Origin of the sequence: Rhizobium sp. G21, from assembly GCF_014158035.1 — a bacterium.
In the GTDB taxonomy this organism is placed as follows: domain Bacteria; phylum Pseudomonadota; class Alphaproteobacteria; order Rhizobiales; family Rhizobiaceae; genus Rhizobium_E.
In genome coordinates this window covers 2,600,533-2,616,077 of sequence record NZ_JACFXW010000001.1, presented here as the reverse complement: position 1 = coordinate 2,616,077, position 15,545 = coordinate 2,600,533, and the positions used below count along the sequence as shown (strand labels likewise).

Below are 15,545 nucleotides of genomic sequence, written 5' to 3'. Positions count from 1 at the left end.
GCGGAACGTTTTTACGGCTTGATACTTGAGACGCCGAAACCTCCGCATACAGAAGACAGTTCAGAAAGGACCATAGGCATGGTCAGTCTCGGCGGGCTCGCCCGTAAATTGTTCGGTTCCTCCAACGATCGCCGCATCCGTTCCTACAAAGTCCGTGTCGCCGCCATCAACGCCCTGGAAGCCGAGATCAAGGCTTTGTCGGACGACGCGCTGAAGGCCAAGACTGGGGAGTTCCGCCAGCAGCTGGCCGACGGCAAATCGCTGGACGACATTCTCGCCCCCGCTTTCGCCGTGGCCCGCGAAGCCGCGCGCCGCGTGCTCGGCATGCGCCCCTTCGACGTGCAGCTGACCGGCGGCATGATCCTTCATGAACGCGGCATCGCCGAAATGAAAACCGGCGAAGGCAAGACGCTGGTGGCGACTTTGCCTGTTTATCTCAATGCGCTCTCCGGCAAGGGCGTGCATGTGGTGACGGTCAACGACTACCTCGCCCAGCGCGACGCCGCCCAGATGGGTAGGGTCTACGGCTTTCTCGGCCTGACCACCGGCGTCATCGTTCATGGTCTCGACGACGACCAGCGCCGCGCGGCCTATGCCTGCGACGTGACCTATGCGACGAACAACGAACTCGGCTTCGATTATCTTCGCGACAACATGAAGTTCGAGAAGGGCCAGATGGTCCAGCGCGGACACAATTTCGCGATCGTCGACGAAGTGGACTCGATCCTGATCGACGAGGCGCGCACGCCGCTGATCATCTCCGGCCCGCTCGACGATCGCTCCGAACTCTACAACACGATCGACGCCTTCATTCCGCAATTGTCGAACGAAGATTACGAGATCGACGAGAAGCAGCGTTCGGTGAACTTCTCGGAAGGCGGCACCGAAAAGCTCGAAAACCTGCTGCGCGCCGCCGGTCATCTCAAGGGCGAATCGCTTTATGACGTCGAAAATGTCGCGATCGTCCATCACATCAACAATGCGCTGAAAGCCCATAAGCTGTTCCAGCGCGACAAGGACTACATCGTCCGCAATGACGAAGTGGTGATCATCGACGAATTCACCGGCCGCATGATGCCGGGCCGCCGTTACTCGGAAGGCCTGCACCAGGCGCTGGAAGCCAAGGAAAAGGTGCAGATCCAGCCGGAAAACCAGACGCTGGCCTCGATCACCTTCCAGAACTATTTCCGCATGTATTCCAAGCTCGCCGGCATGACCGGCACGGCGAATACCGAGGCCGAGGAATTCGGCAACATCTACAATCTCGAAGTCGTCGAAGTCCCGACCAATGTGCCGATCCAGCGCATCGACGAGGACGACGAGGTCTACCGGACCGTCGAGGAGAAATACAAGGCGATCATCGCCGACATCAAGGAATCGCAAGCCAAGGGCCAGCCCGTTCTGGTCGGCACGACCTCGATTGAAAAGTCGGAACTGCTCGCCGAACTGCTCCGCCGCGACGGCGTGAAGGACTTCCAGGTTCTCAATGCGCGCTATCACGAGCAGGAAGCCTTCATCGTCGCCCAGGCCGGCGTGCCCGGCGCTGTCACCATCGCCACCAACATGGCAGGACGCGGCACCGACATCCAGCTCGGCGGCAATGTCGACATGCGCATCGCCCGCGAACTCGCCGAGATGCCGGAAGGACCCGAGCGCGCGGCGCAGGAACAGGCGATCCGCGACGAAATCAAGGTGCTCAAGGAGAAGGCGCTCGCCGCCGGCGGTCTCTACGTGCTCGCCACCGAGCGCCATGAAAGCCGCCGCATCGACAACCAGCTGCGCGGTCGTTCAGGTCGTCAGGGCGACCCGGGTCGTTCGAAATTCTTCCTGTCGCTGCAGGACGATCTCATGCGCATTTTCGGTTCCGAGCGCATGGACACGATGCTGGTCAAGCTCGGGCTCAAGGAAGGCGAAGCGATTATCCATCCCTGGATCAACAAGGCGCTCGAACGGGCGCAGAAGAAGGTCGAAGCCCGCAACTTCGACATCCGCAAGAACCTCCTCAAATATGACGACGTGCTCAACGACCAGCGCAAGGTGGTCTATGAGCAGCGCCTCGAACTGATGGAAGCCTCGAGCGTCACCGAGACGATCGACGATATGCGGCACGAGGTGATCGAGGTGATCACCAAGAAACATATTCCCGAGCGGGCCTATGCCGAACAGTGGGATGTGGCCGCCCTTCGCCAGGAAATCCGCGACACGCTCGGGCTCGACCTGCCGGTCGACGCCTGGGCCGCCGAAGAAGGCATCGCCGAAGACGACATCGTCGAGCGCGTCAAGGAAGCCTCCGACGCCGTCATGAAGGACAAGGCCGACCGCTTCGGCGCCGATCTCATGACCTATATCGAGCGCTCGATCGTGCTGCAGACCATGGACCATCTCTGGCGCGAGCATATCGTCAATCTCGAACACCTCCGCTCGGTCATCGGCTTCCGCGGCTACGCCCAGCGTGATCCGCTGCAGGAATACAAGCAGGAAGCTTTCGAGCTGTTCCAGGCGCTGCTGGCCAATATGCGCAACACGGTGGTGACCCAACTGATGCGCGTCGAACTCGCCCAGAGCGCGCCGGATCCCGACCTGCCGCCGATGGAAGGCCATCACATCGACGCTTCCACCGGCGAAGACGACTTCGGCGAAGGCGGCTTCCAGGCCACCGAAATCCGCCGTGATCCCAACGATCCTTCTACCTGGGGCGAAGTCGGCCGCAACGAGCCCTGCCCCTGCGGCTCCGGCAAGAAATACAAGCATTGCCACGGATCCTACGAGACGGTGTGAGATCGCCTATAATGTCAGACGAAGCCGCGCGGCCGCATGGCCGCGCGGCTTTTTATTTACATCGGCCGCGGAGCGCGCCAAGAAGGCGCGACGGATACTCGCAATCGGACCCAAAGGCATGTTCATCTCCAAGAAGGTCGTCTATCTGGAAATGCAGAAGACCGGCAGCACCCATGTGCGCCAGGTGCTGAAGCGTTACGTCGGCGGCAAGACCGGCGAGCGGCATGAACAACTCACCGATTTCGAAAGCGTCAAGGACCGTCTGATCGTGTCCTCGATCCGCAATCCCTGGGACTGGTATGTGTCGCTGTGGACCTTCGGTTGTTCGGGCTCGGGCGGTTTTGCGCGCTATCTGATGCATGCGCCCTTCAGCGAAATCAGGCATGCGGCGCGGCATTCCGGCTGGGCTGCGGGTCTTGCGGCGACAGGACGGGCTTTTGGGCGCATCGGCCGACATCCGCAATGGCGGAAGCTCTATTCGGACGCCGCAAACCAGGAGAACTTTCGGCGATGGCTGACGCTGCTTCTCGGCGACGAAGGCCGGTCCATCGCCAAGGAGGGCTATGCATCGAGCGCCATACGCCATGAAGTTGGCTTCATGACGTTCCGGTTCCTGGCGCTCACGACGGAGTTCAACGCCTGGAACGCGACGGGGCGTCAGGCGGATAGCCGTGACGGCATCCACGCCTTTATGGAGCGGCATAGCATCGCCAGCCGCATTCTGCGCATGGAAAGGCTGAACCAGGATCTTCATGGGCTTCTACAGGACATCGGCAAGCCGGTGTCGATGGAAGACCTGGAGGCGATCGGCAAGACCAATGCCCGTGAACACGCCAAGTATGGCTATTATTACGACCCCGAGACCATCGATCTCGTCGCGAAACGCGACTGGCTGATCATCGAGCGCTTCGGTTACACCGTCTGACGTCGACGTTTAAAGCGGTTTCTTTTCCGCCACCAGCATGTAATTCACGTCCATGTCCTTGGACAAGTTCCACTGGTTCTGGAGAGGATTGAAGAACACGCCGGTGCGCTCGGTGACCGACATGCCGCCCATGCCGAGAGGCGCTTCGATTTCCTCGGGGCGCACCAGCTTCTCATATTGATGCGTGCCGCGCGGCAGCCAGCGCAGCACATATTCGGCGCCGACGATGGCAAGAGCTGCAGCTTTCAGCGTACGGTTGATGGTCGCGACGAACATCAGCCCGCCCGGTTTGACCAGCGAGGCGCAGGTCTCCATGAAGAAAGCGACGTCGGCGACATGCTCGACGACTTCCATGTTGAGCACGACGTCGAACTGCTCGCCGTCCGCCGCCAATTGTTCGGCGGTGACGGCGCGATAATCGACGGCGACGCCCGACTGTTCGGCATGGGTGCGGGCGATGCCGATATTCTTTTCAGACGCATCCGCGCCGACGACGCTTGCGCCCATCCGCGCCACGGGTTCGGACAGCAGACCGCCGCCGCAGCCGATATCGAGCACCCGAAGACCGCTCAGCGGCAGATGCGCCTTGGGGTCACGACCGAAGTGGACCGATACCCTGTCGCGAATATACTCGATGCGCACCGGATTGAATTTATGGAGCGGCCGGAACTTGCCGGTCGGGCTCCACCATTCCGCCGCCATGGCGGAGAAGCGATCGACTTCGGACTGATCGATGGTGGTCTTGGCGGCTTCGGTCATCGCGACGCTCCTTCGTTCCGGCGCCGGCTTCACCGACGCGAGGCTTTCGGCCTTATACGCAGGAGTGTCAGTTCGGCCTTGTGACAGCTGAAGTCAAGATCGGCAGATGCTCAGCGCGACAGTTCTTTTGCCGCAGCCTCCAAACCACCCAAGGTGAGCGGATACATTTTGCCGGCGAACAATTGCCGGATCATGGCGATCGACTGCGTATAGCCCCATTGGCTTTCGGGCAGCGGATTGAGCCAGGCCCATTTGCGGAAATGGCCCGTGACCCGGTCGAGCCAGACAGCGCCCGGCTCGCGGTTCCAATGTTCGACCGAACCGCCGACCATGTTGATCTCATAGGGGCTCATCGCCGCGTCGCCGACGAACACCACTTTGTAGTCGGGACCATAGGTGTGAAGCACCTCCTCGGTGGGGATGACCGAGACGCGACGGCGGAGATTGTCCTTCCACACGCCCTCATAGAGACAGTTGTGGAAGTAGAAGTATTCGAGTTGGCGGAATTCGGAGCGAGCGGCCGAAAACAGCTCTTCGGCGACCTTCACATGATCGTCCATCGAGCCGCCGATGTCGAAAAACATCAGAAGCTTCACGCGGTTGCGCCGCTCCGGTCTTGTCTGGATGTCGAGCCAGCCATGTTCGGCGGTGGCGCGGATCGTGCCGTCGAGATCGAGCTCTTCGGCGGCGCCGGCGCGCACCCAACGCCGCAGCCGCTTCAGCGCCACCTTGATATTGCGCGTGCCGAGTTCGACCGTATCGTCGAGATTGCGGAAATGCCGCTCGTCCCAGACCTTCACAGCCTTGCGATGCCGGCTTTCCGTCTGGCCGATACGCACGCCTTCGGGATTGAATCCGCCGGCGCCGAAGGGCGAGGTTCCGCCGGTTCCGATCCATTTGTTGCCGCCCTGATGCCGCTCCTTCTGCTCGGCAAGCCGCTGCCTCAGTGTCTCCATCAATTTGTCGAAGCCGCCGAGACTTTCGACCAGCGCCTTCTCCTCTTCGGACAGATGGCGGTCGGCGAGCCGCCGCAGCCATTCCTCCGGCAGATCGACAGGGTTGCTCGCCTCGCCAGAGGTCTCACCTTGGCCGATGACGCCGCGAAAGACATGGGCGAACACGCGGTCGAAACGGTCGATGAAGCGTTCGTCCTTCACCAGCGCGGCGCGGGAAAGATAATAGAACGCCTCGACGTCGAAATCGGCCACGCCCTCCTTCACCGCCTCGAGCAGCGTCAGATATTCCCGCAGCGTGACGGGGACCTGAGCCGATTTGAGTTCGAGGAAGAAGGGCAGGAACATGATTTCAGGCGATCTCCATGTCGGCCCGAAGCTCGCGCTGCCCGATATCGGCGAGATTGTATTCCGTCGTCTGATAGACCTGGTTGATCCAGTTGCCGAACAGAAGATGCGCATGGCTCCGCCAGCGATTGAGCGGCTGCTTGGACGGATCATTGTCCGGGAAATAGTTTTCCGGCAGCTTGACCGGCACGCCCGCCGCCTGGTCGCGGAAATATTCGTCCGCCAGCGAGGTGGAGTCATATTCGACGTGATTGAACATATAGAGCCGGTTGCCGCGCTTTTCGGCCACCATGCAGACACCCGTCTCATGCGAGGTCATCAGAACCTCCAGCCCCGATTTCGGATCCATGTCCTTGCGCAGCACTTCCGTCCAGCGCGACACCGGCACGGCGAAATCGTCGGAAAAGCCGAGAAGATAGGGTGAGGCCGGATTGAGGTTGCGGTGGCGGTAGACGCCGAAGGCTTTTTCCGTGAGCGTGTATTTCGGCACTTTGTGGAAGTGATAGATCGCCGCCATCGCGCCCCAGCAGATGTTCAGCGTCGAATGGACATTGGTCTCGGTCCAGTCGAAGATCGCCTTCATCTCGTCCCAATAGGTGACGTCCTCGTAATCCAGCAGTTCCACCGGCGCGCCGGTGATGATGAAGCCGTCGAACTTGCGGTCCTTCACCTCGTCCCAGGTCTTGTAGAAGGACAGGAGATGATCCTCGGATGTGTTCTTGGACTTGTGGCCGCCGACGCGGACGAGCGACAGCTCCACCTGCAAAGGCGACGCGCCGACCAGACGGGCGATCTGGATCTCCGTCTTGATCTTGTTGGGCATCAGGTTGAGAAGACCGATCTGCAGCGGACGAATGTCCTGCCGGATGGCGACCGAATCGGTCATCACGGGCACGCCTTCCTGAACGAGGGTCTGGAACGCAGGCAGTTGGTCGGGAATCTTGATGGGCATCGGGGCACTCCTTAACGCCGGCGCCGAAATACAATTCGCCGGTCCCCTCGCCCCTTCGCGCGGTGGCCCTATTTAGCAAATTGTTTAACGTGGCTGCAAGCCGGCCGGCAAATCACCACGGTTTGACTTGTCATATACCGGGCGACGCCAATTTTCAATGTGATGAAAGCAGATGATTTACGGGCGAAAAGCTTGCTCAGGGCTTCTCGCCCTAACGCATCTCGCGCCGCGCCATGAAGGCGAGCCGTTCGAAGAGATGCACATCCTGCTCCTTTTTGAGGAGCGCGCCATGCAGACGCGGCAGAGCATTGGCGGGATTGGCCGCCAGCGTCTCGGGCTCCACATCCTCCGACACCAGCAGCCGGATCCAGTCGAGCGCTTCGGACGTCGACGGCTTCTTCTTGAGCCCTGGCGTTTCGCGGATCTCGAAAAACCGGGTCAGGGCCGAGTGCAGGAGACGCTGCTTGATGCCGGGATAATGCACCTCGACGATGCGGCCGAGCGTCTCTGCGTCGGGAAAGCGGATGAAATGGAAGAAGCAACGGCGCAGGAAGGCGTCCGGCAGTTCCTTCTCGTTGTTCGACGTGATGATGACGATCGGGCGATGCAGCGCCTTGATCGTCTCATTCGTCTCGTAAACATGAAATTCCATCCGGTCGAGCTCCTGCAGGAGATCGTTGGGGAATTCGATATCGGCTTTGTCGATCTCGTCGATCAGCAGCACAACGCGCTCGGAGGCCTCGAACGCCTCCCAGAGCTTGCCCTTGCGGATATAGTTGCGGATGTCTTGAACCCTGACATCGCCGAGCTGGCTGTCGCGCAGCCGCGACACGGCGTCGTAATCGTAAAGACCCTGCTGCGCCTTGGTCGTCGACTTGACGTTCCATTCGATGAATTTCAGGCCGAGGCTTTGGGCGATCTGCCGGGCGAGTTCGGTCTTGCCGGTGCCCGGCTCCCCCTTGACCAGCAAAGGACGTTCCAGCCGGATAGCGGCGTTGACCGCGACCGTCAGGTCCTTGTCGGCGATATAGCTGTCGGTTCCGGTGAATTGCATGTCAGGCTCTGGGCGTCTGAAAAACAGTCTGTACGGCGAATGTAGGATACAAAAAGGCGGAACGCATGTCCGCCTTCGATCGGCCTGGGTTCTCGCCCGGCCGCGCCGTCACATGTCGATGATGGTGCCCTTGCCGTCGTTCCAGACCCGCATAGCCTCTTCGCGCTGACGGGCGCGATAGCGCGCATAGACACGGGCCGGCTGCTGTGTCGCTCCCGAATCGATCATTGCCGAAAGCCAGTAGCCAAACGCCAGAACCGCCATAGCGCCGATCAGGGCAAGGCCGATCGATGCGGTGAACACGGCGGCGACGGCGACCATCGTCAGGCCTGCCAGGGTCAGGAAGAAAGAACGAACGCTTTTCATGGTCATCACCACTCCTTCTCGAGGTAATGTGGGCGAGAAAGCCGCGATTTGCAAGGGTCAGAGGGTCGCACGGCGCCGAGTTATTCTTGATCGCCTCTGCGCCATTGGCCATAAATGGCGGATGACACATGATCTTCGCCCTTCGAGGCCCTCCCGTTCGATTCTCTGCCTGCCCGGCTCCAACGAACGCGCCATCGCCAAACTGCCGTCGCTCAGTATGGATGCGGTGATTCTCGATCTCGAAGACGCCGTCGCCGAGGGCGAGAAGGCGACGGCGCGCGACAAGATCCGCGCCTTCTTTCAAGGGCCGCCCATGGAGGGCGTCGAGCGGATCATCCGCATCAACGATCTCGCCTCGCGCCACGCGGCGAATGATCTGGCGCTGGTTCTGGAGACCAACCCCGACGCGGTGCTGATCCCGAAAGTGCGCTCGCCGGGAGATATCCTGGAGATCGCCGGCTATCTGGCCGACAATGATGCTCCGGACACGGTCCGCGTCTGGGCGATGATGGAAACGCCGCTCTCCATCCTCAACGCCGGCGCGATCGCCGAGACCGGGCGCATCGCTGGCGGACGTCTCGACGCGCTGGTTGTCGGCCTCAACGATCTCCGCAAGGAGACCGGCGTGCTGCCCGATCCCGACAGAACCTTCGTCATGCCCTGGCTGATGCAGGTGGTGCTGGCCGGCCGCGCCTATGGCCTTCGCGTCATCGACGCGGTCTCCAACGATTTTCGCGATCTCGAGCGCTTCGACCGGGAATGCGCGACGGGTCGCGCCATGGGCTTCGACGGCAAGATGCTGATCCATCCGGCCCAGATCCCGGCGGCCAATGCCCGCTACCGCCCCTCGGCCGACGAAATCGCCGAGGCCGACGAGATCATCGCCGGCTTCACCGCGCCGGGCGCGGAGCAGGTGAACGCGCTTGACATCGGCGGCCGCATGGTCGAACGGCTTCATTATGAACAGGCCCTGGCGCTGAAGGCGCGGGCAGACCTCATCGCACGGAGAGATCCTTGAAAGTCTATCGTTTCCTCACCGGCCCCGACGACTCCTCCTTCTGCCACCGCGTCACAGACGCGCTCAACAAAGGCTGGGATCTGCATGGGTCGCCATCGCTGACCTTCAACAGCGCGACCGGCCAGATGATGGCCGGCCAGGCCGTGGTGAAGGACGTTCCGGGCAAGGACTATCACCCGGATATCAAGCTGTCGGAACAATAAGCCGGGAGATCAAGGCTGGCGCAGGTTGGGCTCGGCTGCGGGAAGCGTGGTCGCACCTTCGCCGAGTTCGAGCTGCATCAGCACCGTGTCGACCCATTGGCCGAATTTGAAGCCGGAGGCGGGCATGCGGCCGACATGCTTGAAGCCGGCTTTTTCGTGCAGCGCCACCGAAGCGGGGTTGCCGCCGCCGATTACGGCGATCATCTGGCGCAGGCCGAGTTCGGCGCTGCGGCTCATCAGAGCATCGAGCAAAGTCGAGCCGACGCCCAGGCCGCGACCGTCGGCGGCCACATAGATCGAATCCTCGACGAGATAGCGATAGGCCGGCCGGGTGCGGAAGGGCGAGCCATAGGCATAGCCGACCACATTACCTGACGCATTCACAGCCACGAGATAAGGATAGTTCTGGCCGGTGACTGTGTCGAAGCGGGCGAGCATTTCGGCTTCTGTCGGCGGCTCGAGCTCATAGGTGCCGATGCCGTTGAGCACCGATTCGCGATAGATCGCGGTGATGGCGGGAATATCGGCGACGGTGGCGTCGCGCAGGCTGATCTTCATGGCTGCCTCGCATTAAAAAAGGGCGGCATGACTGCCGCCCTTCGATGGTCATGACTTCAGCAGGTCTTACTCGCGGTTGCCCAGGAAGCGCAACATGAAAAGGAAGAGGTTGATGAAGTCCATATAGAGGCTGAGCGCGCCCATGACGGCCTTCTTGCCGGCCACTTCGACGCCATCGGCTTCCCAGTACATTTCCTTGATGCGCTGCGTGTCCCAGGCGGTCAGGCCGGCGAACACCAGCACGCCGATCACCGAGACCGCGAAATCAAGCGCCGACGACTGCAGGAAGAGATTGACGAGCGAGGCGATGATCAGGCCGAACAGACCCATCATCAGGAACGAGCCCATGCCCGACAGGCTGCGCTTGGTGGTGTAGCCATAGAGCGACAGCGCGCCGAACGAGGCTGCGGTCACGGCGAAGGTTTGCACGATCGAAGCGTCGGTGTAGACCAGAAAGATCGACGACAGCGAAGCGCCCACGAGCGCGGCATAGGCCCAGAAGGTCATCTGCGCCGACGCCAGGCTCATCTTCTCAATTCGGAAGGACAGGAAGAACACCAGAGCCAGCGGCGCGAACATCACCACATATTTCAGCGGGCTCATATAGATCGCCTGACCGAACGCGGTCAGTTGTCCGCCCGACACCGCCATTGCGGAGAAGGCGTAGGCCACCACGGCGGTCAACGCCACGCCCAGCGCCATCAGGTTGTAGACGCGGAGCATGTAAGAGCGCAGACCCTGGTCGATATCGGCATCCGCGCGCGCGGCGGCGGGATTGCTCATTCGGTTTTGGAAGTCTCTCAAGTCAGCCATTGTTTCCTCTAACAAAGCTCCGTTGTTGATCCGCCAGCCGCCTCGTGTGAGGGGATCGCCGGCGCAGCTCGCGGAGCTCCAGCAAGCATGTCGTGAATATGGGACCCGGCGCTGCCGCTGGCAAGCCCGAATGCATGACAAATGCGCAAGCTTCTTCAACCCATGGTAAAGCGGGTCGAAAAGCGGTCTTCACCTCGGCTCAAAGCTCGCGCAGAACGGGCGCGGCTTTCTGTCCGAGCACCCGCCAGGTTCCGAGAAAGCCGGTGCCGGCCGTCACCACCAGCGCCACCGCGAGCGTCCAGAGCGCAGCGCCCGGTAGGAACCGGAACGGCAACTCCATGATCTCCGTCACCACATACCAGGAGGCGACCGATGCCGCGGCCAAGGCAAAGATCGACGCCGACAGACCGAGCAGCGCATATTCGTAGAAATAGGCGCGCATCAGCATCGAGCGTCGGGCGCCGAGCGTCTTCAGCACCACCGCGTCGTGAATGCGGGCGCGATTGCCGGCGGCGATCGCGCCCGACAGCACCAGCACGGAGACGACCAGAGCGATGGAGGCGGCGGCGCGGACGGCGGTGGCCAGTTGTCCGACGAGATTGGAGGCGATGTCGAGCGCGTCCTTGACACGGATCGAGGTGATGCCGGGATAGGCGTTGGTGACCGAGCGCATCACCGCCTGCTCGTCGGCAGGCGTGGCGGTATGATCCGTCAACGTCGCCAGCCAGGCATGCGGCGCCCCCTTGAAGGTGTTGGGCGAGAAGACCATCACGAAATTGATCGACATCGAGCGCCATTCCACCTCCCGGAAATTGGCGATCCTGGCGGTGATGTTGCGGCCCAAAACATTGACGGTCACGGTGTCGCCGATCTTGAGACCCAGCTGACGACCTTCTTCGCTGGCGAAGGACACCAGCGGCTCGCCGCTGTAATCCTTGTCCCACCATGCGCCCTCTTCCACGCGGGAATTTTCCGGCACGGTTTCGGAATAAGTAATGCCGCGGTCGCCCTGCAGCACCCAGCGCGCCTCCTGCGGCACGCTGCGCTTTTGCACATCCTCGCCGTTGAAAGCGAGGATGCGGCCGCGCAGCATCGGCACGCTGCCGACGTCGCCGTTCGGGGCCGTCCTCTTCACCACGTTCCTGAAGCCGTCGATGTCGCGGTTCTGGATATCGATGAAGAAGAAGTTCGGCGCCTTTTCGGCCATCGCGCCGGCAAGGCTGCCGCGCAGATTGCCCTCGATCAATGCGAGCGCCGACAGAAGCGTGAGGCCCAACCCCAGCGACAGGATCACCGAACTCGTCAGCGCGCCGGGTCGATGGATATTGCCGATCGCCAGTCTCAGCGCCGGCGAACGAACCTGCCGGACGCGCCTGGCAAGCGCGGCGACGCCGACGGCGACCAGCCTGAGAACGAGAAAGGCGCTCGCGGTCGAGGCCACGAAGACAAAGGCGAGGAAGCGCTGTTCGGCCGAGAAGACGGCCAGCGCCGCAACCGCCATAAACACTGCGCCCGCTGCGATGTAATATCGCGCCGGCACGCGCCAGCCCGTCTCGCTCTGGCTGCGGAAGAGCTCGGTCGCCCGCACGAGGCGGCTGCGTCCGAGCGGCAGGATCGAAAATGCGAGCGTGATCAGCAGGCCAAAGAGCGCGGCGAGACCGAGGGCGCGGGGATAGAGCGTCAACCCCTCCGGCGCCGGCATATAACCCTTGAGGAAATAGCCCACCACCGGCGTGATCGCCGCCCCGACCGCGAGACCGCCGATGATCGCGAGCGTCGCGATCAGCAGGATCTGGATGAGATAGACCATGACGATCAATCGGCCGGGAGCGCCCAGGCTCTTGAAGCAGGCGATCACGCCGCGCTTTGCGTCGAGATAGGCGGTCACGGCGTTGGCGACGCCGACGCCGCCGGCGGCCAGCGCCGCGAGCCCGACCAGCGTCAGGAATTCCGAAAAGCGCTCGATATTGTTGGACAGAGCCGGCGCGGCATTGCCCGATCCGCGGATGGCCCAGCCGGCTTCGGGAAATTTCGCCTGCGCCTCGCGCCGGATCTGGCCGTTGCTCTTCGCGCCCGCCGGAAGCTTGATCCGGTAGTTGTTGTCGACCAGACTGCCCGTCTGCATCAGGCCGCTTTTGACCAGCGCGTCGCGTGCAATCAACAGACGCGGCGCAAACGCGAAGCCGTCGGATAGCTGATCGGGCTCCGAGACGATCCGTCCGCGGATTTCGATCTGCATATCGCCGATCAGGACCCTGTCGCCCACCTTGCCGCCGAGCCGGTCGAGCAGCATCGGTTGCGCCAGCGCCCCATAAACGCCGTCCCGCTCCGCGAGCAACTCGGCGAGAGGCCGGTCGGGATCGGCCACGAATGCGCCATAGAGGGGATAAAGGCCGTCCACCGCCTTGAGTTCGGACAGCGTCTGCCGCGTCTTGTCTTCGCTGCGCACCATGGAGCGCATGTTGGAGGCCACGGCGACCTCGCCGAGACTGTCGAGATAGGCGCGTTCGGCCGTATTGGCTTCCCGCTGCTTGAGCTCGAAGCGAATGTCGCCGGCGAGGATTTCGCGGCCGCGGCCTTCGAGCGCCTCCGACATCGAGGCGGCGACCGAATTGACGCCGGCGATGGCGGCCGTGCCGAGAAGAATGCAGAGGATGAAGATCCTGAAGCCGCTCAGACCTCCGCGCATTTCACGAATGGCGAAGCGCCAGGCCAGCGACCAGTCTCTGAAGAGCGATCCCGCGCCCGTCATGCGGCCCGATCCAGGATCTGGCCGGAGCGGATGCGGATCTGTCGCTGGCAGCGCGCCGCAAGCGATGGATCGTGGGTGACGAGCAGCAGGGTCATGCCGCGCTCCGCTTGCTTGGCGAACAGAAGATCGGCGATCTGACGCCCGGTTTCGACGTCGAGATTGCCGGTCGGCTCGTCGGCGATCAACAATTTGGGCGATGGCGCGAGCGCTCGGGCGATGGCCACGCGCTGCTGCTCGCCGCCCGAGAGCTGGCCCGGATAATGATGCAGCCTTTCGCCGAGCCCGACCGCCTGCAATTCGCGCCGCGCAACGGCGAAGGCGTCGCCGCTGCCGGCGAGTTCGAGCGGAACGGCCACATTCTCGATCGCCGTCATATTGGGAATGAGATGGAAGGACTGAAAGACGATGCCGATATTGCGGCCGCGAAAGGCGGCCAGTCGATCTTCGCTGGCTTTGTGCAGCGCTTCCCCGGCGATGACCAGCTCGCCGGCGTCGAGACTTTCCAGGCCCGCAAGCACCATCAGAAGCGTGGACTTGCCGGAACCCGAGGGACCGGTGACCCCGTTGGATGTGCCGGATTCGATGCTGAGACTGAGATCTTTCAGCACATGCACGGCGCTCGCCCCCTCCCCGAGAGTCAGATCCGCGTTTTTCAGCTCGATGATGGTTTCAACCACGGGGCGCCGGTCCTATATCTTTTTGACGAGGCGCAAGCCGCCTCTTTTTCCGCATCGCAAGGTAGGAGACGAGTGATGAGATTTAAAGCCGCGTTCAAGACTTTGTTATCTCTCGCGGGCCTCGCTGCGATCCTGTCGGGATTAGGTACGGCGGCGCGCGCCGAACCGATCAATCTCGTCGGCCTCGGCGATTCGTTGATGGCCGGCTATCAGTTGCCGCCGGACGAGGCCTTCCCGGCGCGGCTCGAAAAAGGCTGAGAGACAAAGGCTTCGACGTGACGATCACCAATGCGGGCGTGTCCGGCGACACCACCGCCGACGGTCTCGCCCGGCTGGACTGGTCGGTGCCGGACGGAACCGACGGCGTGATCCTGGAACTCGGCGCCAATGACGCCTTGCGCGGCCTGCCGCCGACCGAAACGCGCAAGAACCTCGACGCAATTCTCGCGCGCCTCAAGGAGCGCAACATCCCGGTCGTCATGATGGGCATGCTCGCCCCGCCCAATCTCGGCCAGGATTTCGCCGCCGCCTTCAATCCGATCTACCCGGATCTCGCCAAGACATATGACGTCGCGCTCTATCCGTTCGTGCTGGACGGCGTCGCCTTGGACCCCTCGCTACAGCTCGAGGATCGCATGCATCCCAACGGCAAGGGAACCGATGTGATGGCTGACAAGTTTCTGCCGGTAGCAGAAATGTTTCTCAAAAACCTCGGTTCATGAATTTTTTATGCGCTGCGGGATAATCTGGAAACATCAATTGCGCTGACGCCGAATTAATGATTCGTTCATGTCAGAGAAGCGATTCGAGGAGCTCGTCATGCCGAGATTGTTCACCGCCCTCGAAATCCCGCAGAGCGCAGCCTTGAGTCTGTCACTGTTGCGGGGTGGACTTCCCGGAGCGCGTTGGATCGACAGGGAGAATTTCCACCTCACCCTGCGCTTCATCGGCGATGTCGATCACCGCACAGCCGATGATCTGGTCAACGGCCTCGATCGCGTTCATCGAACACAGTTCGACCTGTCGCTGGTTGGAACGGGCCTGTTCGGCTCCAAGAAACCCCACAGTATCTGGGCAGGCGTGCAGCCGTCCGCTGCGTTGAACGCGCTGCAGGCGGATATAGAGCGGGTTTGTCAACGGATCGGACTGCCGCCCGAACCGAGAAAATTCATGCCGCATGTAACCTTGGCGCGGCTGAAAAACGCCCGGGTCGAAGACGTCGTGCATTATATGAATGGGCGCGGCAATTTCTCGGCCGGCCCCTTCACCGTCACGCGATTCGTGGTGATGTCGTCGCGCGATTCGGTCGGCGGCGGACCCTATGTGGTCGAAGAAGTCTATCCGCTCGATATCCCCGGCAGAAAGCGCCGGGCGCCGCACTGGAATTGA

The 15,545-nt window shown here is 62.0% G+C and carries 14 protein-coding genes, 1 pseudogene and 1 riboswitch; of the genes and pseudogenes, 6 read left to right on the top strand and 9 right to left on the bottom strand.

Translation table 11 applies throughout. The annotated features are described in order from the left end of the window. Positions 1 to 78 precede the first annotated feature (78 nt). Positions 79 to 2,778, top strand: a complete 2,700-nt coding sequence (gene secA / locus H2O14_RS13295) for a preprotein translocase subunit SecA (RefSeq protein WP_182828032.1) — start codon at positions 79 to 81, stop codon at positions 2,776 to 2,778. 118 nt (positions 2,779 to 2,896) lie between these two features. Then, the gene (locus tag H2O14_RS13290) at positions 2,897 to 3,703 is read left to right on the top strand and encodes a hypothetical protein (protein ID WP_182828031.1); all 807 of its coding nucleotides are present in this window, start codon (positions 2,897 to 2,899) and stop codon (positions 3,701 to 3,703) included. A gap of 9 nt (positions 3,704 to 3,712) precedes the next feature. Here H2O14_RS13290 and ubiG read toward each other — a convergent pair whose 3' ends face one another. The 5 genes from ubiG to H2O14_RS13265 form a co-directional block, all read right to left on the bottom strand. After that, positions 3,713 to 4,462: a bifunctional 2-polyprenyl-6-hydroxyphenol methylase/3-demethylubiquinol 3-O-methyltransferase UbiG gene (ubiG, locus tag H2O14_RS13285; protein ID WP_182828030.1), complete on the bottom strand. Its 750-nt coding sequence runs from the start codon at positions 4,460 to 4,462 to the stop codon at positions 3,713 to 3,715. A 110-nt stretch (positions 4,463 to 4,572) separates the two neighbouring features. Further along, positions 4,573 to 5,763, bottom strand: a complete 1,191-nt coding sequence (locus tag H2O14_RS13280) for a VWA domain-containing protein (protein WP_182828029.1) — start codon at positions 5,761 to 5,763, stop codon at positions 4,573 to 4,575. A gap of 4 nt (positions 5,764 to 5,767) precedes the next feature. Beyond that, positions 5,768 to 6,715 carry a homoserine O-succinyltransferase gene (metA, locus tag H2O14_RS13275; protein WP_182828028.1) on the bottom strand — a complete coding sequence of 316 codons (948 nt, stop codon included), beginning with the start codon at positions 6,713 to 6,715 and terminating at the stop codon, positions 5,768 to 5,770. A gap of 51 nt (positions 6,716 to 6,766) precedes the next feature. Then, positions 6,767 to 6,844, bottom strand: a riboswitch (SAM riboswitch). An 82-nt stretch (positions 6,845 to 6,926) separates the two neighbouring features. Continuing rightward, on the bottom strand, positions 6,927 to 7,769 hold the full coding sequence (locus H2O14_RS13270) for an AAA family ATPase (protein WP_182828027.1): 843 nt from the start codon (positions 7,767 to 7,769) through the stop codon (positions 6,927 to 6,929). Positions 7,770 to 7,877: 108 nt separating this feature from the next. Beyond that, positions 7,878 to 8,141, bottom strand: coding sequence for a hypothetical protein (locus tag H2O14_RS13265; protein WP_246697381.1), 264 nt, complete (start codon positions 8,139 to 8,141; stop codon positions 7,878 to 7,880). Positions 8,142 to 8,256: 115 nt separating this feature from the next. On the opposite strand from H2O14_RS13265, the gene H2O14_RS13260 reads away from it, so the two are divergent. Then, the gene (locus H2O14_RS13260) at positions 8,257 to 9,153 is read left to right on the top strand and encodes a CoA ester lyase (RefSeq protein ID WP_182828026.1); all 897 of its coding nucleotides are present in this window, start codon (positions 8,257 to 8,259) and stop codon (positions 9,151 to 9,153) included. Then, entirely contained in the window at positions 9,150 to 9,356 is a 207-nt protein-coding gene (locus tag H2O14_RS13255) for a DUF1737 domain-containing protein (RefSeq protein WP_182828025.1), read from the top strand. Before H2O14_RS13260 ends, H2O14_RS13255 begins: the two co-directional genes overlap by 4 nt. Before the next feature lie 9 nt (positions 9,357 to 9,365). On the opposite strand, the gene H2O14_RS13250 is transcribed toward H2O14_RS13255, so the two are convergent. From H2O14_RS13250 to H2O14_RS13235, 4 genes are all read right to left on the bottom strand, one after another. Further along, a complete protein-coding gene (locus H2O14_RS13250) occupies positions 9,366 to 9,914 on the bottom strand; it encodes a GNAT family N-acetyltransferase (RefSeq protein ID WP_182828024.1) in 549 nt (182 codons plus the stop codon). A 66-nt stretch (positions 9,915 to 9,980) separates the two neighbouring features. Continuing rightward, on the bottom strand, positions 9,981 to 10,727 hold the full coding sequence (locus H2O14_RS13245; RefSeq protein ID WP_182828023.1) for a Bax inhibitor-1/YccA family protein: 747 nt from the start codon (positions 10,725 to 10,727) through the stop codon (positions 9,981 to 9,983). A 199-nt stretch (positions 10,728 to 10,926) separates the two neighbouring features. Then, positions 10,927 to 13,479 (bottom strand): ABC transporter permease, encoded by a 2,553-nt coding sequence (locus H2O14_RS13240; protein WP_182828022.1) that lies wholly within the window; start codon positions 13,477 to 13,479, stop codon positions 10,927 to 10,929. After that, positions 13,476 to 14,156, bottom strand: coding sequence for an ABC transporter ATP-binding protein (locus tag H2O14_RS13235; protein WP_182828021.1), 681 nt, complete (start codon positions 14,154 to 14,156; stop codon positions 13,476 to 13,478). The genes H2O14_RS13240 and H2O14_RS13235 overlap by 4 nt, the downstream gene beginning before the upstream one ends. A gap of 75 nt (positions 14,157 to 14,231) precedes the next feature. Between H2O14_RS13235 and H2O14_RS13230 the strand changes: the two are divergent. Together H2O14_RS13230 and thpR are read left to right on the top strand one after the other, a co-directional pair. Then, positions 14,232 to 14,878, top strand: a pseudogene (locus H2O14_RS13230) (arylesterase). Between the two features lie 97 nt (positions 14,879 to 14,975). Then, positions 14,976 to 15,545, top strand: coding sequence for an RNA 2',3'-cyclic phosphodiesterase (gene thpR / locus H2O14_RS13225; RefSeq protein ID WP_182828020.1), 570 nt, complete (start codon positions 14,976 to 14,978; stop codon positions 15,543 to 15,545).

Excerpts from the sequence above, each read along its gene's own strand:
- secA (WP_182828032.1), top strand. The coding sequence starts at position 79 with ATGGTCAGTCTCGGCGGGCTCGCCCGTAAATTGTTCGGTTCCTCCAAC.
- H2O14_RS13290 (WP_182828031.1), top strand. The coding sequence starts at position 2,897 with ATGTTCATCTCCAAGAAGGTCGTCTATCTGGAAATGCAGAAGACCGGC.
- ubiG (WP_182828030.1), bottom strand. The coding sequence starts at position 4,462 with ATGACCGAAGCCGCCAAGACCACCATCGATCAGTCCGAAGTCGATCGC.
- H2O14_RS13280 (WP_182828029.1), bottom strand. The coding sequence starts at position 5,763 with ATGTTCCTGCCCTTCTTCCTCGAACTCAAATCGGCTCAGGTCCCCGTC.
- metA (WP_182828028.1), bottom strand. The coding sequence starts at position 6,715 with ATGCCCATCAAGATTCCCGACCAACTGCCTGCGTTCCAGACCCTCGTT.
- H2O14_RS13270 (WP_182828027.1), bottom strand. The coding sequence starts at position 7,769 with ATGCAATTCACCGGAACCGACAGCTATATCGCCGACAAGGACCTGACG.
- H2O14_RS13265 (WP_246697381.1), bottom strand. The coding sequence starts at position 8,141 with ATGACCATGAAAAGCGTTCGTTCTTTCTTCCTGACCCTGGCAGGCCTG.
- H2O14_RS13260 (WP_182828026.1), top strand. The coding sequence starts at position 8,257 with ATGACACATGATCTTCGCCCTTCGAGGCCCTCCCGTTCGATTCTCTGC.
- H2O14_RS13250 (WP_182828024.1), bottom strand. The coding sequence starts at position 9,914 with ATGAAGATCAGCCTGCGCGACGCCACCGTCGCCGATATTCCCGCCATC.
- H2O14_RS13245 (WP_182828023.1), bottom strand. The coding sequence starts at position 10,727 with ATGGCTGACTTGAGAGACTTCCAAAACCGAATGAGCAATCCCGCCGCC.
- H2O14_RS13240 (WP_182828022.1), bottom strand. The coding sequence starts at position 13,479 with ATGACGGGCGCGGGATCGCTCTTCAGAGACTGGTCGCTGGCCTGGCGC.
- thpR (WP_182828020.1), top strand. The coding sequence starts at position 14,976 with ATGCCGAGATTGTTCACCGCCCTCGAAATCCCGCAGAGCGCAGCCTTG.